This window comes from Verrucomicrobium sp. 3C, from assembly GCF_000379365.1.
Lineage (GTDB): Bacteria > Verrucomicrobiota > Verrucomicrobiia > Methylacidiphilales > Methylacidiphilaceae > Methylacidimicrobium.
In genome coordinates this window covers 471,942-492,372 of record NZ_KB901875.1, presented here as the reverse complement: position 1 = coordinate 492,372, position 20,431 = coordinate 471,942, and the positions used below count along the sequence as shown (strand labels likewise).

At 63.3% G+C, this 20,431-nt stretch carries 20 protein-coding genes; 9 read left to right on the top strand and 11 right to left on the bottom strand.

Features of this window, described 5'->3' with window-relative positions; genetic code table 11:
• Window positions 1–163: 163 nt before the first annotated feature.
• The 4 genes from A37A_RS0102915 to A37A_RS15425 all read left to right on the top strand — a co-directional run bounded on the left by A37A_RS0102915 (window position 164) and on the right by A37A_RS15425 (window position 4,446).
• On the top strand, window positions 164–793 hold the full coding sequence (locus A37A_RS0102915; protein WP_018290045.1) for a nucleotidyltransferase family protein: 630 nt from the start codon (window positions 164–166) through the stop codon (window positions 791–793).
• A gap of 142 nt (window positions 794–935) precedes the next feature.
• Entirely contained in the window at window positions 936–2,144 is a 1,209-nt protein-coding gene (locus A37A_RS0102910; RefSeq protein ID WP_018290044.1) for an ISL3 family transposase, read from the top strand.
• Window positions 2,145–2,162: 18 nt separating this feature from the next.
• On the top strand, window positions 2,163–2,738 hold the full coding sequence (locus A37A_RS0102905; protein WP_018290043.1) for a hypothetical protein: 576 nt from the start codon (window positions 2,163–2,165) through the stop codon (window positions 2,736–2,738).
• A gap of 19 nt (window positions 2,739–2,757) precedes the next feature.
• Complete coding sequence (locus A37A_RS15425; RefSeq protein ID WP_018290042.1) at window positions 2,758–4,446, top strand: ABC transporter ATP-binding protein; 1,689 nt, start codon at window positions 2,758–2,760, stop codon at window positions 4,444–4,446.
• Window positions 4,447–4,491: 45 nt separating this feature from the next.
• On the opposite strand, the gene A37A_RS15420 is transcribed toward A37A_RS15425, so the two are convergent.
• The 5 genes from A37A_RS15420 to A37A_RS0102870 form a co-directional block, all read right to left on the bottom strand.
• A complete protein-coding gene (locus tag A37A_RS15420) occupies window positions 4,492–5,295 on the bottom strand; it encodes a class I SAM-dependent methyltransferase (protein ID WP_018290041.1) in 804 nt (267 codons plus the stop codon).
• Window positions 5,296–6,314: 1,019 nt separating this feature from the next.
• Window positions 6,315–8,237 (bottom strand): asparagine synthetase B, encoded by a 1,923-nt coding sequence (locus tag A37A_RS0102885; RefSeq protein WP_018290038.1) that lies wholly within the window; start codon window positions 8,235–8,237, stop codon window positions 6,315–6,317.
• A gap of 2 nt (window positions 8,238–8,239) precedes the next feature.
• Window positions 8,240–9,085, bottom strand: a complete 846-nt coding sequence (locus tag A37A_RS0102880) for a hypothetical protein (protein WP_018290037.1) — start codon at window positions 9,083–9,085, stop codon at window positions 8,240–8,242.
• Window positions 9,082–9,513: a lasso peptide biosynthesis B2 protein gene (locus A37A_RS18015; RefSeq protein WP_018290036.1), complete on the bottom strand. Its 432-nt coding sequence runs from the start codon at window positions 9,511–9,513 to the stop codon at window positions 9,082–9,084. Before A37A_RS18015 ends, A37A_RS0102880 begins: the two co-directional genes overlap by 4 nt.
• Window positions 9,510–9,809: a PqqD family protein gene (locus tag A37A_RS0102870; RefSeq protein WP_018290035.1), complete on the bottom strand. Its 300-nt coding sequence runs from the start codon at window positions 9,807–9,809 to the stop codon at window positions 9,510–9,512. The genes A37A_RS18015 and A37A_RS0102870 overlap by 4 nt, the downstream gene beginning before the upstream one ends.
• 556 nt (window positions 9,810–10,365) lie before the next feature.
• Here A37A_RS0102870 and A37A_RS18010 point away from each other — a divergent pair.
• Window positions 10,366–11,121: a response regulator transcription factor gene (locus A37A_RS18010; RefSeq protein ID WP_018290032.1), complete on the top strand. Its 756-nt coding sequence runs from the start codon at window positions 10,366–10,368 to the stop codon at window positions 11,119–11,121.
• Window positions 11,122–11,278: 157 nt separating this feature from the next.
• The gene (locus A37A_RS18005; protein WP_018290031.1) at window positions 11,279–12,331 is read left to right on the top strand and encodes a LuxR family transcriptional regulator; all 1,053 of its coding nucleotides are present in this window, start codon (window positions 11,279–11,281) and stop codon (window positions 12,329–12,331) included.
• On the opposite strand, the gene A37A_RS18000 is transcribed toward A37A_RS18005, so the two are convergent.
• Entirely contained in the window at window positions 12,292–12,966 is a 675-nt protein-coding gene (locus tag A37A_RS18000; RefSeq protein ID WP_018290030.1) for an acyl-homoserine-lactone synthase, read from the bottom strand. The genes A37A_RS18005 and A37A_RS18000 overlap by 40 nt on opposite strands.
• Before the next feature lie 86 nt (window positions 12,967–13,052).
• On the opposite strand from A37A_RS18000, the gene A37A_RS0102845 reads away from it, so the two are divergent.
• On the top strand, window positions 13,053–13,457 hold the full coding sequence (locus tag A37A_RS0102845) for a hypothetical protein (RefSeq protein ID WP_155996448.1): 405 nt from the start codon (window positions 13,053–13,055) through the stop codon (window positions 13,455–13,457).
• A 418-nt stretch (window positions 13,458–13,875) separates the two neighbouring features.
• On the opposite strand, the gene A37A_RS19905 is transcribed toward A37A_RS0102845, so the two are convergent.
• Both A37A_RS19905 and A37A_RS20460 read right to left on the bottom strand, forming a co-directional pair.
• Window positions 13,876–14,088 carry a hypothetical protein gene (locus A37A_RS19905; protein WP_155996446.1) on the bottom strand — a complete coding sequence of 71 codons (213 nt, stop codon included), beginning with the start codon at window positions 14,086–14,088 and terminating at the stop codon, window positions 13,876–13,878.
• 316 nt (window positions 14,089–14,404) lie between these two features.
• Entirely contained in the window at window positions 14,405–14,755 is a 351-nt protein-coding gene (locus tag A37A_RS20460; RefSeq protein WP_018290026.1) for a hypothetical protein, read from the bottom strand.
• Between the two features lie 401 nt (window positions 14,756–15,156).
• Here A37A_RS20460 and A37A_RS0102820 point away from each other — a divergent pair, with 401 nt between their 5' ends.
• Together A37A_RS0102820 and A37A_RS0102815 are read left to right on the top strand one after the other, a co-directional pair.
• Window positions 15,157–16,401, top strand: a complete 1,245-nt coding sequence (locus A37A_RS0102820; protein ID WP_018290024.1) for a WcaI family glycosyltransferase — start codon at window positions 15,157–15,159, stop codon at window positions 16,399–16,401.
• 108 nt (window positions 16,402–16,509) lie between these two features.
• On the top strand, window positions 16,510–17,496 hold the full coding sequence (locus A37A_RS0102815; RefSeq protein ID WP_026195612.1) for an NAD-dependent epimerase/dehydratase family protein: 987 nt from the start codon (window positions 16,510–16,512) through the stop codon (window positions 17,494–17,496).
• 130 nt (window positions 17,497–17,626) lie between these two features.
• Here A37A_RS0102815 and A37A_RS0102810 read toward each other — a convergent pair whose 3' ends face one another.
• The 3 genes from A37A_RS0102810 to A37A_RS17995 form a co-directional block, all read right to left on the bottom strand.
• Window positions 17,627–18,886, bottom strand: coding sequence for a DEAD/DEAH box helicase (locus tag A37A_RS0102810; RefSeq protein WP_018290022.1), 1,260 nt, complete (start codon window positions 18,884–18,886; stop codon window positions 17,627–17,629).
• A gap of 159 nt (window positions 18,887–19,045) precedes the next feature.
• Window positions 19,046–19,468 carry a VanZ family protein gene (locus tag A37A_RS15390; protein ID WP_018290021.1) on the bottom strand — a complete coding sequence of 141 codons (423 nt, stop codon included), beginning with the start codon at window positions 19,466–19,468 and terminating at the stop codon, window positions 19,046–19,048.
• Window positions 19,465–20,049, bottom strand: coding sequence for a transcription termination/antitermination protein NusG (locus tag A37A_RS17995; protein WP_018290020.1), 585 nt, complete (start codon window positions 20,047–20,049; stop codon window positions 19,465–19,467). The genes A37A_RS15390 and A37A_RS17995 overlap by 4 nt, the downstream gene beginning before the upstream one ends.
• Between the last annotated feature and the right edge of the window lie 382 nt (window positions 20,050–20,431).

Genomic DNA, 20,431 nt, shown 5'->3' with positions numbered 1-20,431 from the left:
GAGCGGGATCATGACCGCTCTGGGGGGAGAGCGGCCGCACCGGTTCCGATTGACGACGTGAGAGCAACCTTCTTTACTGTTAAACAACAAACTCGAAAATCGACCCGTACACGAAAAAAGCGGACACTACCGCGCTCGCATCGAGAAGCCGGGAGTCAGCGTGATGGAAGTCGAAGAACTCCTCTGCGCTGTCTTGCGCGGCGAAAATCCTGCGTGGCCCAACGTGGACGACGACCGCTTCGCGGCGCGCCTAATCGAGCGAAGCGCCTACCACGGCGTTCAGGCGCTGGTGCATCATCGACTGGGGCACCGGGCCGATGACGGGGGGCTTGGTTGGCCAAAGGCCGTGTTGGAGGCTTGCCGTAACCAAGCCGTCGCTCAAGGAATGCGGGAGTTGCGCCACCGATGGCTGCTTGCGTGCGTGCTCGAGCGGCTTTCGGAGATCGGCGTGCGGCCCATCTTTTTCAAGGGGACGGCGTTAGCCTACGATCTCTATCCCGCACCTTTTCTGCGGACGAGGGCCGACACCGACTTGTTGGTTCCTCCCGATACGCGGGATCCGGTAATCCAGGCGCTGGAGGCTCTAGGTTTCGCAGGCCAGCCCAACGTGAGCGGGGATTTCATTACCTACGAGGCAGGATTCGCTTGGCTGGATCCCGCCGCCAATCAAACTCATAGCGTGGACCTCCACTGGCGAATCAATAATTCAGAGCTCCTCTCGCATCTCTTCTCATACGAAGAATTGTGGCTCTTCGCTGTGGGGAGTGGATGGAGGGAGCGGATTGGCTATTGAGGGATGGCAAGAAACGGTGTTCTTGCCATCCGTCTTCGACGGATTTTGAGTCCGGGCGATTTGCCGTCAAGGACACTTCGACTTCGTCGATCCTCCTTGACGGCGGATTGCCAAGTTCGCGGCGTTTTCCGATTCTTTGGGCATGGATGCGAACAAGCTTTTTGCGATGGCCTTACAGTTGGGTTCGGAATGGAAGGTGACCCGAAGCGAACTTTCTCCGGTGGATCATACCTTGAAGATCTGGCTCGATTTTCGGGAGGGGCATCGGTTTCCCTGTCCGGAATGCGGGCGTCCTTCTCCTGCGCACGACACGGTGGAGAAGCGGTGGAGGCACATGAACTTCTGGCAGTACAAGACCGAGTTGATTGCGCGGGTTCCTCGGGTGGACTGTCCGGAGCACGGGGTCCGGTTGGCGGAAGTTCCCTGGGCCAGACCGGGGAGCGGGTTTACCCTGATGATGGAGGCGGTCATCCTGATGCTTGCCCAGGAGATGCCGGTTTCCCAGGTGGCCGAGATGCTCAAGGAGCAGGACACTCGGTTGTGGAGAATCTTGGAGCACTACGTGGAAAAGGCCTATCGGAAGGAGGATTGGAGCGGGGTGAAGCGGATCCTGGTCGACGAGACCAGCAGCAAGCGGGGTCACCGGTACGTGACCGCCGTTACCGACGCGGAGAGCCGGAAGCTCCTCTTCCTGACGGAGGGCAAAGGGAAAGAGGCCTTGGAGGCATTTGCCAGGGAGATGCGCGAGCATCGAGCGGGTCCCGAGCAGATCGAGCTGATCTGCATGGACATGAGCCCCTCCTACATTTCCGGAGCCAAGGAGCACTTCTCCAGGGCGCAGATCGTCTTTGACCGCTTCCACCTCATGCAGATGGCGGGGGAGGCCGTCGACCGGGTGCGCAAGGAGTTCGTGCGTCAAGGGCTGCTGCCAAAGGGAAGCCTCTGGGCACTGCGAGGCAACGAATGGACGCGAAGCGGGGAGCAGAAGAGTCTGCGCGCTTCCCTTTGCGCCGCCTACCCCCGACTGGGAAGAGCCATTGGGCTGCGGGAGGCTCTGCAAGAGATCCTCGCCCAGGAGGATCCCCAAGAGCTCCGCTGGTGGCTACAGTGGGCCGACCGCAGTCGGCTTGCTCCCTTCCGAAAGCTTTCCAAGACGATCAAAGAGCACATGGAGGGCGTCCTTGCTTTCCTCCAGAGCCGGGTGACCAATGGTCTCATCGAGGCAATCAACGGACTCATCCAGCTCGCCAAAAGGATGGCAAGAGGGTTCCGAAGCTTCCGGTGCTTGCGGATCGCCGCTTTCCTCAAAGCCGGAAAGCTGAGGTTGGATGTTCCCGCCTTGGCCACATGAAACAGCGAAGAGGCAGAATTGTACTCGGAAGCCCAGAGGCTGCCAGCCTTGGACGCCGAGGCGATTGCCGTTTCACGGGTCGACGCGCTCTTGCTCGCCTGCATGCACTGGGCGGTTCACAAGCGGGCTCCCTATTACGTAGGCGACGCGCGGTATTATGGCGGCGACCGGCTGATTTGGTTTTGTGACATCCATCTTCTTTTAGGAGCGCTGTCGGTATCCGAACATCAGGAATTTGTCGAGCTTGCCGAACGCAAGGGGCTGCGAAGGACCTGCTGGGAGAGTGTTGAGCGGGCCCGGGCGCTCTTTGGCTCCGAGGTGCCGGAAGCGGTGTTTCGGCCTCTGGCGCAGTCTGGGTCTCTGGCACCCGCGGATCATTATCTTGGGGCGTCTGGCTCCTACCGGTTCTGGGCCGATTTCCGCGCGATTCCGGGGATGCGAAACAAGCTCCAGTTCCTGGCCGAGCTCTTTTTCCCTCCGGAGAGCTACATGCGATGGAAGTATCTTGGGGCCAAGCCGGCTTGTCTGCCTTGGCTCTACCTGCGCCGGGCCGGAGAGGGAGCCTGGAAGAGCTTTCGCACGAGGGCGACGTGACGGCGGAGGTGGGGAGCGCATGAAAGAAGTCCGGACCTTGCTCGCCTTTGCCTTGCCCTACCGGTGGAGGCTCGCGATGGGGGTGGGGCTGATGGTGGCTGAGAGCGCCTCGGCATTGGCCGTGCCCTGGCTGGGCGGCAAGCTTGCTGCGGTCTTCATTCAAACGCCTACGGGCGACGGGACGACTCCGCAAACGCTCTTCTTGGCCATGCTGGCGGTATTGGCCGCTCAGGCTCTGCTCAAGTTTGGTAACATCGATCTCTTGGGGGGAACGGCCGATCGCCTGGCGGCCGACCTCAAGATTCGGCTCTATGATCATCTCCAGGCCCTGCCACTCGGGTTCTTTCACCAGCGCCGGCAAGGCGATGCGCTCGCCTTGCTTACTCATGACGTCTACGTCGTCAGCGGCTATCTCGGCGGTGCGGCCCTAGGTGTGGTACCGCTCCTCCTCACGGTCGGCGGGGCGCTGGTCTGCATGTTCCGGATCCAAGGCTCTCTTGCCTTGCTCGCGCTGATTCTGATCCCTTTATTCTATCTATTGATCAAGGTCTGTGGAAGGCGGATGCGGCCCTTGGCGCGGGAGCTCCAGGAAGAGCACGCCCGGGCCATCGCCATCGCCGAGGAAAACCTGGGTATGCTGCCCGTGATCAAGACCTTCACCCGGGAGCCGGAGGAATCGCAGCGGCATCGGGAGCAGATCGAGCAGGTTGTCCGACTGAGCGCTAGGGAGCGCCGCCTCTACGCGGCGCTTGGGCCGGGCATCCAGCTCTTCGCAGGGGCGGCCATCGTCCTGGTGCTCTGGCTCGCCCAGGGAGTCATCGGCCACGGGGGCCTTGCCCCGTCCCAGCTCGTGAGTTTTCTCCTTTACGGTCAGCTGATGACGCGACCCGTGGCCGGGCTCGCCGATCTTTACGGAGAGACCCAGCGGGCTCGCGGAGCGCTGGGCCGGCTGGCCGAGGTCTTGGCCGAAGAACCCGAATCGAGCTGGGATCAGGGGAAGCCGATGCCGAGCATCCGGGGCGGCATCGAATTTCGCGGCGTGACCTTCGCCTATCCGGGCCGCGCTCCAGCGCTCAAGCGCCTCGATCTCCACATCGCCCCGGGGGAGACGATCGCGATCACGGGCCCCAACGGTGCGGGCAAGAGCACGATCGGCCACCTGCTCCTGCGGCTGCACGAGCCTTCCGAGGGGGGCATATTCATCGATGGCGTCGATATTACTACGGTCTCCTTGCGCAGCCTGCGCGGGCAGATCGGGATCGTGCCGCAGCACGTGCTGCTTTTCAACGCCACCGTCCGCGACAACATCGCCTATGGGAGGCCTGAGCCGACCCAGGAGGAGGTCGAGGCGGCGGCAAAAGCGGCCCGCGCCCATGAGTTTATCCTCCAGTTGCCGCAGGGTTACGATACCTGGATCGGTGATCGCGGCGTGCGCCTCTCAGGAGGGCAGCAGCAGCGGCTGGCCCTGGCCCGCGCCCTGTTGAAGGATCCGCCGATCCTGATCCTGGACGAAGCCACGGCGATGTTCGATCCGGAAGGGGAGCGCGAGTTTTTGAAGGAGTGCAGGGAGCTGCTGCGGCGGCGGACGGTGCTGCTGATCACCCACCGGCCGGCAAGCCTGGAGCTTGCGGATCGGGTGCTCCGGCTGAAGGACGGCGCCATGGCGGGAGCCGACGAGGAGGATGGGGTTACCGTTCCCGTTGCATGATTCGTCCGCCGGACGGGCTCTCACACCCGGGAAAGCGGCCTCGCTTCAGACGGCACGGCCGACGGCGTGACCGTAGGGGACTTCCCGATACTCGATGAGCGCGAAGCCGCCTTCGGCCAGCTCCGCCCGGATCTCGGGCTCGGTGAACCAGTGATCGAAGGTGCCCGCGAGTGCATCTCCCGGCTCGACCGGATCGGGGCTGCGCCGCAGGCGGCGGATCGACCGGGCGAGAGCATAAATCCAGGCGTGGCGTTGCGACCGTTCGCCGCGGCAGAAGAACGAGAGCAAGAGCGGGGTTCCCACCTCGACACGCCGCCGCAGGGAGCGGAGGAAATCGACACGGCTCTTTCGCCCGGGGATGTGCATGTAGCCGCCCCAGCCGACGAGAAGGCCGTCGTAGCGCGGATCGACCTCGTCGGGCACGGTCCCGGCTTCAGCCAAATAGACATTGCCCGGAAGCTGCTCGCGAGCCATCAGCCTCCGGTAGCCTTCCACGAGCTGCGGGGTGCAGTCAAAGCCATCGACCCGGTAGCCCAAGCGCGCCAGGGCTACCGGCTCGCGCCCGCCCCCCGCCGCGGCCACGAGCAGGGAGGAACCGCTCCGAAAATAGGTGGAAAGCGCCCGCTCCTCCCACGGCTGCAAGCCGGAGAGGTTGTAGCGTTCGTCCGAATATTTTGCCCAGCGGGCGTACTGTAGAGGTCCGAGCTCATCGAAGTGACGGTCGTCGAGCAGGCCGAGCCAAAGGCCCTGCTGGAGCAGATCGAAACCGGTCGAAATGCGCCTCGACCAGAGATCCCAAGCCGTGTAGCAACGGACGCGACGCGAACGGGGTGGATTCTTGCTAGCCATGGTAGATCCGGCTCAGGAGCATGGTCGACTCAGTCGTGCATCGCGGGAACCGATCGCTACGGTCGAAGAATCTATTGCCGGCGAACTCGATCCGAGAGGATCCGCGTGTTGCGGGTCGGCTCGGCCACCCGACCGGACGGCGTCGGTCGCCCGCCCTCGTTTCTCGTGAACCCGCCGGGAAGCGGAAGAGTCGCCATCTGCGGCTGGGAGAGGCTCTCTTCTTGGTCTCATAGCGGTCTTGGATGAGGGCCCTCCGCGATTACCATGCAAGTTCAGGGAGTGCCACCCAATGTCGTCCGCAAGCGAAGCGGCCGTTTGAGGGGCTATAGGGATGCGGATCAAACGGAGCCGGCGGCGGCCCAATAGACCTTACCGAGAAGTTTCTCCCGAGCCATGAGCTTCCGGTAGCCATGGGCAAGCTTCGAGCTGCAATCAAAGCCATCGACTCGAGTCGTCCGAGTGCAGCAACCCAATCGCCTCGCGACCGCTGCCTGCCGCAGCAACGAGCAGCGAGGAGGCGGACCGGAAATAGGTAACGAGGAAGCCCCCCCACGGCATCCAGCCGGAAAGGGTGTCGCCTTCCGCTCAGTATCTATCTAAACGGGCGCCTGGTACAGGCCCGAGCTCGTCGATGTTGGGAGCGTCGAAAAGGCCAGAGCCAAATTCCCTGATTGAACGCACCAGAGACCAGTCGACATCCGTACACACCATGCGTCCCAGGCTGCGTAGCAGCGAGCTAGGATCTGTCCGCCGTGGCGCACGTGAGTCAAGACAGATCCGGCGCGGCACAACATCGACTCGACCCGTCAACGGGAGCCGACTGTCTCGGACGCTTAGTGCTATGAGTGATTACCGCGCAGCCCACTCTTTCCATCCGGGACACGGTCTGATTTTTGCGTGACCTCGGCCATTCGGCCGGACGGGGTCAGCTTCGGCGTCTCGTAGGCCTGTTTGGAAACGGGGGAGTAGCTACCTGTAGCATTATGCTGGTCATCTCTTTGTGTCATGAATGATCCTCCTCAAACGTTAGTTGTAGTGTATCTCTTACAGCAGCGATTCAGCGAGCGCAACCAAATTTCGAGGTCGGCTAACTGCCAGAACGGCCGGGCGGAGGTAAACCAGGCAAGCTCGCTCGAAATGGGGTGGCTCCAATGCCTGGCGGCTTGTTCCCAAACGATATAGGGGCCGGAGGCGAGGCGGGCCGGGTCCGAAAGCGCGCGCGAGAGGCTGGGCCACTCCTTTCCCAACAGTTCCAGGATGTAGTAATTGAAATGTACTTTGGAACCTCGCTTGCTGACGACCGCCGGCAGGGAATCTCCCAGGGCGGTCGTCAGCAGGGTCTTGAAGACGGCGGGCAATTGCAAGCGCGTCCGGAAGGGGATCGAGAGAACGAAGGTAACCAGATCCTGGTCGTAAAACGGGTGGCGGGATTCAAAGCCCGCGTACGAGCACGAGCATTCCTCCAACTCGAGCACCCAGAGAGCGGCCGGATCGATGTGCCACCGGGCGATAGTCTCGCGGGCCAAATCCGGGAAGGTTGGTTCGTCCGGATGGGAAGCGGTTCGTTCGAGATAGGATCGATGCTCTTGTACGAGAGCAGGGTTGACCCAGTCGGGGATGGGCGTGGGCGGACGCGGATGCCAATGCCGCAAGAGCTGCTTGATCTCCTGGGGCACGGAGTGGCGCAGAAGACGGATCAGGCGGGACTTCCTTGCTTTGGTCCGGAGGACCCGAGGGTCGCTCCAGCAGTACCGCAAGGCGCTGAGGAACTGGTGCGAGCGCCAGAGGTCGAATTCGTAATCGGGGTCCAAGACCAGCTCGTCTCCTCCCAGGCCGGTAAGCACGACCTTGCAGCCGCGTCCCTTTATCATGGAGGCGAGCGTCTCCCACTGCTGCCACCGGATGTCTGGCGTGGGGCCATCGACCTTCCGGATCTCGTCGAGAAGGCCGGGGCTAGGGTCTTCCAATGGCGCAATGCACTCGAGATGCTCCAGGCCCGTTTGCGCGGCCACGGCCTGGCTGTAGAGGCTCTCGTCGCAGGCGAGTCCGGGGTAGAGGAGGGAGACGGTCAGGGGACGCTGCTTCGGCGGCCCCGTGAGGCGCGCGGTCGCGGCGGCCACGGCGACCGCGGACGAATCGTAGCCCCCACTCAGGTGGACGGCTGCCCGTGCATCCATCTCGAGCCTCTGGTGGACGCTCTCGCGGAAGAGTGCGGAGAACTCTTCGGTGCACTCTCGGGACGAACCGCGGAAATCCTCCGGCGGCACGGGGGCAGGCCAGAATCGCCTTTGCGATACGCCGTTCCGAAGGGCGAGGAGGGTGTGGCCGGCGCGTAGACGCCGGACGTCCCGGAAGAAGGTCTCCTCGAAGGCGCGGTGGCGGCCGTAGACCAAATAGTCGACGATCACGCCGTCGTTCGGCTCGGAGCCGACACCCGGAAGGCGGAGGAGCTGCTTCGGTTCGGAGCCGAACGCGATGCCCCGGGAGCTTGCATGATAAAAGAAGGGCTTCACCCCGAAGGGATCGCGGGCCGCGAAGAGGCGCCCCTTCGTTTGGTCCCAGACGGCGAAGGCAAAGTCGCCGCGCAGCCGGGTGACGCACTCCTCGCCCCAGCGCTCGAAGGCGGCGAGGAGCAGTTCGGCGTCGGACGGTATTTCCCGGAACCAGGGGACTGCACCAAGAGTTCGCAAAAGCTCGGCTCGATTGTAGAGCCGGGCGTCGGCCGTCAAGCCCATGGAGCGGTCGGGCAGCCAGACGGGCTGCGTCTTGTTCCGCTCGCGCTTATGGAGGAGGAAGCGCGCATGGCCGAGAGCGACGTTTTTGCGGGTCTCGGCGTAGAGGCCGTCGGGGCCGCGGTGGCGGATCGCCTCCAGCATGCCCTCGATCCCGTCGGGAGGCACGGAGTCCGAGCCCCAGCGGATGATGCCTGCGATGCCGGCCATCGTCAGCCGCTCCCGAGGCGGCAAGCGCTTTGCGCTGCGGGCTCGTCGAGCAGGGCGCTCACCTCGAGGGCGTTCCGGCGGAGACGCGGCAGCGCGTCCGGCTCCACCAGATTGTAGGCGGGAACGGTGCGCGCGATCTTCTCGTAGAGCCCGAATTGCGCCGCCCAGGCTTTCCTCACGGCGATCTCACCAAAGCCGTGCACGAGCAGCCGCTTCAGGCAATCCGCTCCGGGGAGAGCGATTCGGCGGACGCAAGGCAAGCCTTCCTTCCGGGAGAGAAAATAGATTCCCCGCAGAGGGAGCGATCGGTCTTCGTCGAGGGGTACGGTTACGACACCCTCCCGCGTCCGGCAGGGGAGGAGGTCGTCGGCCGCGATTCGCCAGCCGAGCTCCGCGAGGCAGCGGGAAAGGGTCGACTTTCCGGCGCCGCTCTCCCCGACAAAGGCAAAGACGCCGGCGGCGGAGGCCGTCGCGGCGGCATGGAGCGTGACCCGTTCTTGGAGGGCCGCCAAAAAGGGGAGAACGCGACGGATCGAGACGGCACGGTCCTGCGGAGCGTTGGGATCCTCCTCGATCGCGCCCCAGCCGCCGTCCTTGGCGATCCACCCGGTCAAACCCGTGGCGTCGGGCAGTGGGATCGTTTCGACTGCTGCCGCGCCCTTCCCGTGCCGCGGCAGAGCTTCGGGATCGTTCCGGGAGAGAAAAGCGACTTCGACGTCAAGATCGTGGTAGCCGAGTTGAGGGAGTCCGGCGATCGTCCGGTTACACCAAATCCGAGCACCCGCGAGGATGCCGACCAATGCGGACGGCTCCCGCAGATCGACACGGGGTGGTGCCAGCTCGCTCATGGCCGTTCCTGAAGGGGTTGGAGCGGGACGAACCGGGAACTCAAGGGATCGTCGAGGCCAGAGACTCCTTCGAGCCACGCATGCGCCGCCAAATCGGCGTTCTCGTCCTTCTGGACTCCGAAGCGCAAGGTGGTCCGGCAGCCGCGTCGCCTCAGGACCGATTGCAGCGTCAAGGCGCGTTCCAAGCAGGTCATCGGCTTCACATGGCGGTTCGCCGCCGCATTCACCAAGCAAGTGACGCGCTGCACCTGGGTTTGTGTCAGCCGGCGCTCCGCTGGCAAAGACCGCATCACGAACAGACGCTTGCGCCAGCGCGTGCGAAGCGTCGCCGCAACCCAGAGCAGCGTCAGCCACGCCTCGGCGACCAGGAAGAGTTCGCGCCAGGACGGCAAGGCGCGGTTCTGATCCGAGTCCGACGTTCGGTTCATGGATCCGTGGGTTCGAGCAGCTTGCAGCGGACGAGTTCTTGGAGCAGCACCAGAAGATCCGGCTCGGCCTGTTCCCGCGAAACCTCGTACTCGTTGGTGATCTCGGTGAGTAGCTCGTCGATGGTTCTAGGGCCCTCCGCCAGCCGATCCCAGATTCGACTCCCCACCGCGTTAAGGGAAAAGTAGAGCCCGGAATCGAGGTCCAGGAGCACCGATTCCGTCTCCAATCGCGTGTGGAGCACCGACTCCCGAACGCCGTAGCGCGTCGCGATTGCGATTGGATCGCTCAGGTTCATCCTCTCTGCTATTTGCCCTGGAATGAAGCTGGATGGCGACTACAAGAAGCTAAAGAATTCCTTACGGAGTTTGTCCGATAAGGTCGATCGGCGGAAAGGAGCGGGAGGGCATTCCCTCCGCAAAAGCAGCACCGAGGCGAGACGATTCGCCGATCGTTCTAACCTAAATGTAAGCTTTGACGATTTATATGGAGTCATAATGGTGCAAAGGCAAATTTAGACCCCAGCAGAAAACGGCTTATGGATTCATCGGGCAGCATGCCCAGGAGGAGAGGGCGCTCCCAAGGAGCGCGGAGAAGTCGCTGCGGGGAGGACCTGCTGGGTCCGCTAAGACAACAAAAACGGTTGACGGCGCCTCGCGGCTTCATCTATTCGCTATCCGATTTTCGCTCTCGCATTAAGCGGAGCAATCCTCCGCAGCCGGGGTCCCGGATGATGGACAACAAACGGATGATCCTCGTTTTCATCGAAACCGGTCGCATAGTCCGTCCGCTCCGCCCGGCCCGCCAGTGTGCCCTGCCGCTTTCCTTGAGGGCGGGGGCAAGGAGCCTGGAAGATGGCCGCGGCTGAATCCGAAAACCGGCCCGTTGCGGAGCCACAGCGCGGCGGGACCGGGGTCATCTTGATCGTCGAACGGCAAGCCAAGCGGGCCCGGACCATGCAGCGAGCGCTTCAAAAGCAGGGACACCGGTGCGTGGTCACGCGGACGACCGAAGAGGCGTTTTTCTGCTTGGCGACCGAGACGGTCCCTCTGGTCATCATCGGGTCCGAAGCGGTGGGCCGCAGCGGGAAGAAGCTGCTCGACGTCCTGCAGGGCTCTCTCCGACCCGTGGCAAAATTGGTGCTGGGACCTCGGGATTGCCCCGCGCATACCGTGACGGCGCTGGCGAAGGGAGCCGACGACGTGGCCTCGCTCGATTTACCGGAGGCCGAACTCCTCGCGCGAGTCGCAGCACTCCTGCGGCGGAACGCCGAAACCACGGCGCTGCGCAAGCGCATCGGCGACCTCACGATCGACCTCGGCATGCGCCGGGTCTGGCTTGGGTTGCGGGAGATCTCCCTGACGGCGAAGGAATTCCAACTTCTGCTCTATCTCATCCAGCATGTCAACGAGGTGGTGACCTCGGAGATGCTCGCGCGCGACGTCTGGAGAGAGCCCAACCGGGTCACCCCCCTGCAGTCCGTGATCTACGTCCATCTCTCGAATCTGCGTCGGAAGCTCAAACAGAATGAAGCAATGGATCCCATTCGAACGATTCGAGGGGTCGGTTACCAGCTCGCCGACTCCCTCTTTCTGCTTCCGCAAGGGTGAGGAGGAATGCCGAGGAGTGAAGCCACGCGATTGTCCGAGGGGCCGGATCGAAGTGTTTGCATTTGACGGTGGCAACCCTAGGCAGCAATGTTTAAGAGAAATTTTGTGAATAAATAAAAAAAGGATATCGATTCCTGAGAGCGGGAAGCGTTTGCCAATGCTCGGAAGCGTAGCGGGAGAGATTCAAGAAATGGAAAGGCCGGAGAAGCAAGTTGTCGTGCCGGGTGCGACTCCGCGGGAGCCGGGCCCGGAAGGCCCATCTCGGCTGCGGGGAATCTTGCAAGAGTCTCGGCGCGTTTCCTTCCCAGCCGCCGATTCGGGGTCCGCGCCGGATGCGTCCATAGCGCATCCGACCGAGCGCCGGACGACTCCCTCCTCGCGGCTGCGGATTCCGGGAATGGCGAAGGAGCTGGCTGCGGTGGGTCGAGCCGCCGCCTCTCGGGCGTTTCGCTCGGGAGCGACCCTGGATTCGCTTCTCACCAAGAGGGAGCTCGGGGAGTTGCTCGAACTGGACTATGCGCTGGCCTCCCTTCGGGATCCGGCGGGATTTCCGGGACTCCTCGCCCGCGTCGCGAATCTCATTCCCGCCGCGAGCATCCTCGCGATGGTCGTTCATGTCGATCCCCGGCGCCAAGAGGCGCGGCTGGCGGCGAGCGCCGTCCACGACTATCCGGAGGAGTGGCTGCGTCGATATCTTTGCAATGGATATTTCCGGATCGATCCCGTTGTTCAGCAATACGCGGCCAGCTTGCGAATGGTTTCCTGGTCGTCCTCGCTCCAGGGGCCGCAGAGCAAGCAAGTCAGGGATTTCATCCACGACGCTCGGGACTTTGGAATGGTCCATGGCCTGACCAGCGGTCTCCATGATTGCGGAACCACCCAAGCGACGCTTTTTTCGGCGTCGGGAAGGGAGCTGGAGAGGGAGACGCGTCACCGCTCCGTGCTCCATCATCTGGTGCCCCATCTCCATGGCGCGATCATTCGGGTGAGCGGCGTTCCCGCAAATCCCTCCCGGATCGATGCGCTCTCGCTCCGGGAGCTGGAGGTATTGCGCTGGATGAGGGAGGGCAAGAGTAATTGGGAGGTGAGCCGGATCCTTCGCGTCAGCGAGGCGACGGTGAAGTTTCATGTGAAGAACATCCGGGACAAGCTGCAGGCTTCCAACCGCTCTCACGCGATCGCGCTCGCGATGGAGCAGGGCGCGCTCTGATCCTGGGCTCTGTTCATCCACTCCTCCAGATGAGGGCGCTTTGCGTGCGCCTCCGAGAGGAAGAGTTCTAGATCGAAGATCGCGGCGAGCGACTCGACGTTCGCCGGAGGCAAGCGGAAGAGGGGTCCGATCCGGCGACAGGGAAAACCCGCGAGGTGGATGGCGCGGAAGAAGTATTTTTCGACCACCAGATAGGCATAACGAACCGCGTTAAGCTGTCCCCAATGGCAGAGGCCCTTGTAGAGCAGGAGGGAGAGCTTCTGGGAGAGTCCGCGCGTCTGCGCCGCCGCAGGGTCGACCGCGAACCGGGTTATCTCGATCGTGTCCGGAGCCTTCCGGACGGAGTGTTCGGGAGCGAGCAGCGGGGCAAAATCGCTTTCGAGCATGAAGGGTCCCGTCGGGAGCAGGATGCGGGCCATGGCGCGAAGCTCGCTCGACTCGTCGAAGACACCTAGGAGGATCGCCCCATCGTCGTATCGGTCGCGGTCGATCCCCGGCGCGGCAGGAGAGATCCAACGGAGGGCGCGGCAGAAAATGCGATAGCGAAACCGGTAGGCGAGTTCCCTTTCCTTTTCGTTCGTGAGGGTTCGAAGGCAGAATTCTTGCTCGTGCAGATGAACGGGTTGATTGTGCATTGCGCGAGCATGGGGAAAAGAAGGGGGCGAAAAAACTATCCGAAGGGATAGGTTACACCTGCGGCGCCCTGAGGTACGTTCCCCTCATGGAGCGAAGTGCGAAGAAAGAAGAGGAGGTAAACGGCGAGAACCGCCGGGATCTGCGCCTGCTGCGGGGCTGGCTGCACTGCATGCCGTATTGGGACGCGATTCGAACGGAAAAGCAGTTCGGCCGGGCAGACGCCGATCCGGTTGAGCGGACGGTCGAGAAGTCCCTTCTGTTGCAGGAGGAGATCGAGCGCGCGCAGCGGACGGTCCGAGAGCGGATCGGGACCGGAAGCGAAGCCTCGCCCTGGTTTCGGGAAGAAAGGGAGGAGATCACTTCCGAGAATGCTCGACTCTGGCGAGCCGTAGGTCACTTGGCGGAAGTGCTCGAGCGCCTTTCGGAGAGGCTGGAGACCCTGGAGCGGCGGCGCTTGAGGGCGCGGGGGAACCGACCGCTGGCCGGCTAGCTGGCAAGGACCGCCGGCGGTCGCTCCGTGATGGCCGGCCCGGCCGAGCAAATGTTCGCATCGGGGATCGATTCTGACCCATCCCATTGGTGGCCCAGCGGATGGCGAACGGCGGCAGCGGAACCGAGGGGCACTCCGGTCGCGATCGGGGGCGGCGAACGAAGCGAGCGGACGGAAAAGGCGTGCCGGAGATCAAGCGCTAAAAAAAGGAACGGCGCGGTTTTTGCCGCGCCGCCCTTTCGGGAATCGTTAGAGGAGGAAAACGATTCGTTCGAGGTTTCTGATGGGTGAGACGCGGCTTTTGGCGTCAGCGTTCAAAATATTTCTTCGTCCGCCCGTCTCCCGGCGGTCCTGGGTTCACGGAGCGGCATCGCGGGAGAGAAAAGAGCCTTCCCGAGGACGGACCGGAACACGGGCTTTAGCGGCTCAATTCCGGCTTGAGAAGGCGTTCGAGGAGCCGCTCGATGCGATCGAGACGGCTGGTCGTGTCAGCCCGCAAGTCGTCGATTCTCTTATCCACTTGCTCGAAGCGTTTATCGACCTGCTCGAAGCGTTTGTCGAACTGATGGAAGAGGCCGAAGAGGAGGGCCGCCAGTCCACCGAGGAGTGTGAGGGTTTGGGGCCAGTCCATGCCCTATTTGTAGCGCGGAAAGGAGGGATGGGGAACCGGAATGGTTCTGTCCTGCTCAGGGGAAGAGGTCGGGGCCGCGCCATCATCATGGCGCGCTTTCGAAAAAAGAACGGCGCGGTTTTTGCCGCGCCGCCCTTTCGGGAATCGTTAGAGGAGGAAAACGATTCGTTCGAGGTTTCTGATGGGTGAGACGCGGCTTTTGGCGTCAGCGTTCAAAATATTTCTTCGTCCGCCCGTCTCCCGGCGGTCCTGGGTTCACGGAGCGGCATCGCGGGAGAGAAAAGAGCCTTCCCGAGGACGGACCGGAACACGGGCTTTAGCGGCTCAATTCCGGCTTGAGAAGGCGTTCGAGGAGCCGCTCGATGCGATCGAGACGGCTGGTCGTGTCGGCCCGTAAGTCGTCGATTCTCTTGTCGACCTGCTCGAAGCGCTTATCGACCTGCTGGAAACGGTTGATCATCTCCGCTCGAAGGTCATCGATTCTCTTATCGACCTGCTCGAAGCGTTTATCGACCTGCTCGAAGCGTTTATCGACCTGCTCGAAGCGTTTGTCGAACTGCTCGAAGCGTTTGTCGAACTGCTCGAAGCGTTTGTCGAACTGATGGAAGAGGCCGAAGAGGAGGGCCGCCAGTCCACCGAGGAGTGTGAGGGTTTGGGGCCAGTCCACAACCTATTTTTTATAATACGAAAGGGTGGGATGGGCAAACGGAATGGATCCATCCTGCATCTCTCCCAAGCGTTCTCCTGCGGCTTGCGCAATGGACCTGTCTGCTTCGTTGGGACTTGGGTTTTTGGCCCTCCTCGCAATCAGTATGTCGTCGTAGAACTCCGGGGGAAACCTGCGGCCCGCCTTGCATCCATGCCCATCGGCCCGCGCCTCGGGTACGAACTTTGTGAGACAAGCAGGCGACAGCAGGCCGCGATTCCTTCGATTTCCCTCTCGCGGAAATCCCCGGATTGGAGGCACATTAGGTTCGCCAAACGGGCCGAAGGCCTTAGGATGCACGGGTTCGCGGACGGCCTCCGGCGAAGGCGGCTTTCCCCGGTTGGCCGGAGAACAGGCAAACCATGCGGATTCTTTTCCTGGGCATCAACTACTGGCCGGAGGAGACGGGGATCGCCGTCTTTAACGCCGGCCGCTGCGAGTACCTGGCGAGCCAAGGCCATGAGGTGACGATGGTTACGGGGCTCCCCTACTATCCCCAGTGGAAGATAGCCGAGGAGTACCGGGGCCGGGGGTTCGTGGCCGAAGAGCGGAACGGCGTCCGGATCCTGCGCTGCCCTCTTTACGTGCCGGCGCGGGTCGACGCCAGGAAGCGGATCCTCCATGAGGCAAGTTTCGTTGTGTCGGCCACGCTGCGGGCCTTGGGCACGCACAGGCCCGAGCTCCTCTACGTCGTCTCTCCTCCGCTCGCGCTGGGCATGGCGGCGCGGCTCCTCTCCCAGGTCTGGAGGGTGCCCTACCTTTTTCATGTCGCCGATCTCCAGCCCGATGCCGCCCGCGATTTGGGGATGCTTCGGCCAGGCCCGTTTCTTTCCCTGCTCTATGGGCTCGAAAAGGCGGCTTACACGGGAGCGGGAAGGGTCGCCACGCTCACCGGGGGGATGCAGCGAAAGATCCTCGAAAAGGGATTTCCTCCGGAAAAGGTCCGGCTCCTTCCCGATTGGTCCGACCCGAACCTCTTTGCCATTCCCTTGGAGATCGAGAAGAGAGGACTTTGCGAGGAGAGGGGATGGAAGGACCGCTTTCTGGTCGTCCATTCGGGGAACATGGGGGTCAAGCAGGGTTTGGAGGTGGTCCTCGAGGCCGCCCGGGAAACGCGGGACCATCCGGAGATCCTCTATCTGCTCGTGGGGGACGGGGCTGCCCGCCCGGCCCTGGAGGAGCGGGCGCGGGCGATGGGCCTCGGAAACCTTGACTTCCTGCCGCTCCTGCCCCGGGAGGAGTTCCACCGGCTGCTCGCGGCGAGCGATCTCTGCCTGGTGACCCAGAAACGGGAAGTGGGCGATATCGTCTTTCCTTCGAAGGTGATGACCCTCTTGGCGGCGGGAAGGCCGCTGATCGCCTCGGTGAGCCCGGGGAGCGAGGTGGCGCGGGTGGCGGAGGAGGCGGGAGCGGGGCTGAGCGTTGCGCCGGAGGAGGGAAGCGCGCTGGCGGGAGCGGTTCTTTCGCTCTGGCGCGATCCCGAGCGGCGGCGGAGGATGGGGATGGCCGGCCGCAACTACGCGGAGGCACGGTGGTCACGGGGGGCGGCCCTTTCCGGGATGGAGCGGGCGATCAAGGAGCTGGTCTCTCGGAAAGGAGGGGGATAGCACTCGATCCTCGGGAGGAGGAGCGTTTTCGGGCTTTGCGTGGACTTGACCAACGGATCCTCCGGCTTCAGAAGAGGAGGATCAAAAGCGGAGCAACAAGGAGGAATCATGCCGGATGCACTGGTTTGCGGAGCGGGAGGGTTCATCGGGAGCCACTTGGTACGGAGGCTCAAGAGAGAGGGCTTTTGGGTCCGAGGGGTCGATCTCAAGTTCCCGGAGTTCGCCCCGACCGAGGCCGACGATTTCGTGCAGGGGGATTTGCGGGACCAGGATTTCTGCCGGCTTGTCGTCGACCGGGGTTTTGACGAGGTCTATCAGCTTGCGGCCGACATGGGGGGAGCTGGCTTTGTTTTTACGGGGGAGAATGATGCCGACATTCTCCACAATTCGGCGACGATCAACCTCAACATGCTCGATGCTTGCCGGAGGAGGCGGATCAAGCGGATCTTCTACTCCTCCTCCGCCTGCATGTATCCGGCCTACAACCAGGAAAACCCCGAGAATCCCCTCTGCAGCGAGGAGAGCGCCTACCCGGCCGCTCCCGACAGCGAGTATGGCTGGGAGAAGCTCTTCAGCGAGCATCTCTACCTCGCCTTCGCCCGGAACTACGGGATGGAGGTAAGGGTGGCCCGCTACCATAACATCTTCGGGCCGGAAGGGACCTGGAGGGGAGGCCGCGAGAAGGCGCCCGCCGCCCTCTGCCGGAAGATCGCGCAGACCCCCGAGGACGGGGAGATCGAGGTTTGGGGGGATGGACAGCAGACCCGCTCCTTCCTCTACATCGACGAGTGCTTGGAGGCGACCTGCCGGCTGATGCGCTCGGATTTCCCTGGGCCGGTCAACGTCGGCTCCGAGGAGATGATCCGGATCAACGACTTGGCTCAGATGATCGCGCAGGTAGCGGGAAAGAAGATCTCGATCCGACATATCCCGGGCCCCTTGGGGGTCCGGGGAAGGAACTCGGACAACCGGCTCATCCGGGAAAAGCTCGGCTGGGCGCCCTCGCAGCCGTTGGAAAAGGGGGTTGCGCTCACCTACGCCTGGATCTCCGAGCAGGTGGCACGGGATCGGGGCGGAAAGCCGCCTATCGCGTAGAGCGCCGCAGACTTCCTTCGGGGGCGCTTGGGTTTAGGCTGGCGGAGCGGATCCCCAGATATGTCCTCACGCCCTATTCCGCGAGCCAGTAGCAGGCGAGGAGAGCCCGTGCACCCGCTCCGTAGGCCGATCAAACCGGGGAACGGCGCGCTCGGGGAGCTCTGGTCCAGGCCCGGGGAGCGCGGCTCGGCCGGAGCGGGCGCTCGGAACTGGCCTGCGTCCGCTCTTCCCGGGCGGAGGGCTCCGGTGCCGGAACGTCATGGTGGAAACCCTCGGCCTGCTTGCGGGGGATGCCTCGTCCGAGGAAGCGCTCGAGTGAGCGGAGCGGACCCCGCTCCTCCGGGCTCACGAAGCTGATCGCGTCCCCGATCGCCTGGGCTCGTCCGGTCCGGCCGATCCGGTGGACGTAATCCTCGGGATTCTGGGGAAGATCGAAATTGACCACATGCGAGATCCCGTCGACGTCGATTCCTCGGGAGGCGATGTCGGTCGCCACCAGCAGACGGGCGGCTCCCGCCTTGAAATCCCGCAGCGCCCGCATCCGCTGGCTCTGGGAGCGATTCGAGTGGAGGGTGGCCGTCTTGACTCCGCTCCGCTCGAGCTGGCGGGCCAGGCGATCGGCTCGGTGCTTGGTCCGGGCAAAGACCAAAACCATGTCGAGCTTGGGGTCCTTGAGGAGATGCAAGAGCAGGGCGGTCTTGAGGTGAGGGGCTACCTCGTAGACGAACTGGGCGACCGTCTGGGCCGGATTCGATCGGCGGCCGATTTCGACCAACTTGGGCGAGCGGAGAAACTCCCGGGCGAGCGATTCGATCTCAGGGGAGAGGGTCGCGGAGAAGAGGAGGGTTTGACGCTCGCGCGGCAGCTTCCGGAGAATCTGCCGGATGGCGGGCAAGAAGCCCATGTCGAGCATCCGGTCGGCCTCGTCGAGGACCAGATAACGGATTGCGGAAAGATCGCCATAGCCTTGTCCATGGAGATCGAGGAGTCGGCCTGGGCAGGCGACCAGGAGGTCGACGCCGGAGCGGAGGGCTTCGATCTGCGGACGCTCGCTCACGCCCCCGAAGACCGAGGCCGCGCGCAGCGGGAGGTGCTTCCCATAGGCGCGGATGTTCTCCTGGATCTGGGCGGCCAGCTCGCGGGTTGGCGCAAGGATGAGCGCCCGAGGCGCCCGACGACCCCCCTGGGGGGGCTGCTCGGAAAGCTTGGTCAAGACGGGCCAGGAGAAGGCGGCGGTCTTGCCGGTGCCGGTCTGCGCGATGCCGATCAGATCGTGACCCGCCAGGATGGGCGGGATCGCCGCCGCCTGGATCGGAGTCGGTTCCGTGTATCCGGCTTCGCGGATGGCTTCGAGAATGGGAGAACTCAGAACTAGGTCGCGAAACGCCATAAAACCGCCAACGGTACGGCGAGGCCTGTGCGAATGCACGTCTTCTTTTCGGAAAGCCGAGGGGAGAGGCCGTCTCGAGCCAGGCAGAGAGGGGAGGGAAGGAAGAAGAAAACTAGGATCGGAAACAAGCCTATCCATCTTCGCGGATTTCCGCTCGTTTCACCGGGTCGGCGTCGGCTCGCCGGTCTGGTCGCGGCGAGCGCGCTTGCGGTTTCGGCATCGTTCGACCAAGGCCGTCAGGAGGGCGCCCGAGAAGCCGCCGACAAGATCAGCTGCCCAGTCGCGTGGATCGGGTGTCCGCCCCGGAATGAGCCGCTGGTAGTTCTCGTCCACCGCACCCAGGATCGCGACGGCGGCGGTAGCCCCGAGCATGCTTCCTGTGGCCAGGCGTGCAAGCAGGCCGGCTCCCGAATAGGCGGCGCCGTGGAGGAGCTTGTCGTTTACCCGGCCCAGCTCCTGCGGCAAGTTCGGCCCTGGAATGCTCGAAAGGGAAAGCAGGAGCAGGGCATAGGCGAGAAAGGCGATCCAGCGGAGGAGGCGCCTGTCCGAAGGCTTCGGCTTCGGCGGGGCGGGGAGGCTCACGAGGCGGGCTTCTCCTGCTTGGGAGAGAATGGCGCCGTTCCCATCGCCAGCGTGCGCGGAAACTGGGAATCGGGAAGCAATACGTCCGCCGCGGAGACTTCGGTTTCGATCCGCCGGCCGAGCCAGTCGAAAAGGATGCGGACGCGTTCCTTGCCGGGGAGGTATTCCCGGACGATGGCGTCGATGCCGCGGAACGGTCCCGCGCCGATTTTGACCTCCATGCCCGGCTCGGGACGGCATTCGAAGGTGAGAAGGTTCTCGGGGCCCAGGAGCTGGCGCAGATGGTTGACTGCTGCGTCGGGAATGTGGGGGTATTGGCCTCCGAACTGGACGATCTTGGCTACCCCTTGGGCGTAGCGGACCGCGTTGAGGCGCACGAGCGGCTGGAAGCAGGCGAAGAGGTAGCCGGGAAAGAGCGGCTCGGTCGTCCGAATGCGTTTGCCTTGCCGGAGCCGGCAGTAGCGGATCAAGGGCAAGAGAGCCTCTACCTCCTCGAGTCGGAGAAGCGATTCGTAGGCGATGCGCTCTCGTTTCGGTTGTGCCCGCAAACAGAACCACAACCGTTCGCGCGGGGGAAACATCGTCTTGTCGGATGGCCTTCGACGCAGCGGGCGGCAACCCCTCCCGGTTCCGGCGAGAGCCTCTTCGTGGAATCCACGATTAGCGGGGGAGGAGCGGTTCGTCAAGGCGAATGCCTGGGCAGGGGAGGGAGAGAGCAGGGTCTTTTTTTATGAACGGCCAAGTGATTCTGCGCCAGGGAGGGAAAGAAAGGCTAGACATGAGGCGACTTTTTCGATGCCATAGGCTCGATGAAACAGCTTTTCCATTTAAGAGCCGATGGGGCAAGGGATTGCGGACTGGAAGTTTCGATTGCCAGTTCTCCCGAAGAAATCGAATGGTTCGATGGGCAGTTGAAGGAGCGCCACTATCTGGGGGCGGGGCGATCGGTAGGCGACTATTTAC

What these genes read in the sequence shown, in the direction of transcription:
- A37A_RS0102870 (WP_018290035.1), bottom strand. Translation starts at nt 9,809, where the DNA reads ATGAACCTGAGCGATCCAATCGCAATCGCGACGCGCTACGGCGTTCGG.
- A37A_RS0102885 (WP_018290038.1), bottom strand. Translation starts at nt 8,237, where the DNA reads ATGGCCGGCATCGCAGGCATCATCCGCTGGGGCTCGGACTCCGTGCCT.
- A37A_RS17995 (WP_018290020.1), bottom strand. Translation starts at nt 20,049, where the DNA reads ATGTTTCCCCCGCGCGAACGGTTGTGGTTCTGTTTGCGGGCACAACCG.
- A37A_RS15420 (WP_018290041.1), bottom strand. Translation starts at nt 5,295, where the DNA reads ATGGCTAGCAAGAATCCACCCCGTTCGCGTCGCGTCCGTTGCTACACG.
- A37A_RS18005 (WP_018290031.1), top strand. Translation starts at nt 11,279, where the DNA reads ATGCTCGGAAGCGTAGCGGGAGAGATTCAAGAAATGGAAAGGCCGGAG.
- A37A_RS18000 (WP_018290030.1), bottom strand. Translation starts at nt 12,966, where the DNA reads ATGCACAATCAACCCGTTCATCTGCACGAGCAAGAATTCTGCCTTCGA.
- A37A_RS0102880 (WP_018290037.1), bottom strand. Translation starts at nt 9,085, where the DNA reads ATGAGCGAGCTGGCACCACCCCGTGTCGATCTGCGGGAGCCGTCCGCA.
- A37A_RS0102820 (WP_018290024.1), top strand. Translation starts at nt 15,157, where the DNA reads ATGCGGATTCTTTTCCTGGGCATCAACTACTGGCCGGAGGAGACGGGG.
- A37A_RS0102810 (WP_018290022.1), bottom strand. Translation starts at nt 18,886, where the DNA reads ATGGCGTTTCGCGACCTAGTTCTGAGTTCTCCCATTCTCGAAGCCATC.
- A37A_RS0102815 (WP_026195612.1), top strand. Translation starts at nt 16,510, where the DNA reads ATGCCGGATGCACTGGTTTGCGGAGCGGGAGGGTTCATCGGGAGCCAC.
- A37A_RS0102910 (WP_018290044.1), top strand. Translation starts at nt 936, where the DNA reads ATGGATGCGAACAAGCTTTTTGCGATGGCCTTACAGTTGGGTTCGGAA.
- A37A_RS15425 (WP_018290042.1), top strand. Translation starts at nt 2,758, where the DNA reads ATGAAAGAAGTCCGGACCTTGCTCGCCTTTGCCTTGCCCTACCGGTGG.
- A37A_RS19905 (WP_155996446.1), bottom strand. Translation starts at nt 14,088, where the DNA reads ATGGACTGGCCCCAAACCCTCACACTCCTCGGTGGACTGGCGGCCCTC.
- A37A_RS18015 (WP_018290036.1), bottom strand. Translation starts at nt 9,513, where the DNA reads ATGAACCGAACGTCGGACTCGGATCAGAACCGCGCCTTGCCGTCCTGG.
- A37A_RS18010 (WP_018290032.1), top strand. Translation starts at nt 10,366, where the DNA reads ATGGCCGCGGCTGAATCCGAAAACCGGCCCGTTGCGGAGCCACAGCGC.
- A37A_RS0102915 (WP_018290045.1), top strand. Translation starts at nt 164, where the DNA reads ATGGAAGTCGAAGAACTCCTCTGCGCTGTCTTGCGCGGCGAAAATCCT.
- A37A_RS0102845 (WP_155996448.1), top strand. Translation starts at nt 13,053, where the DNA reads ATGGAGCGAAGTGCGAAGAAAGAAGAGGAGGTAAACGGCGAGAACCGC.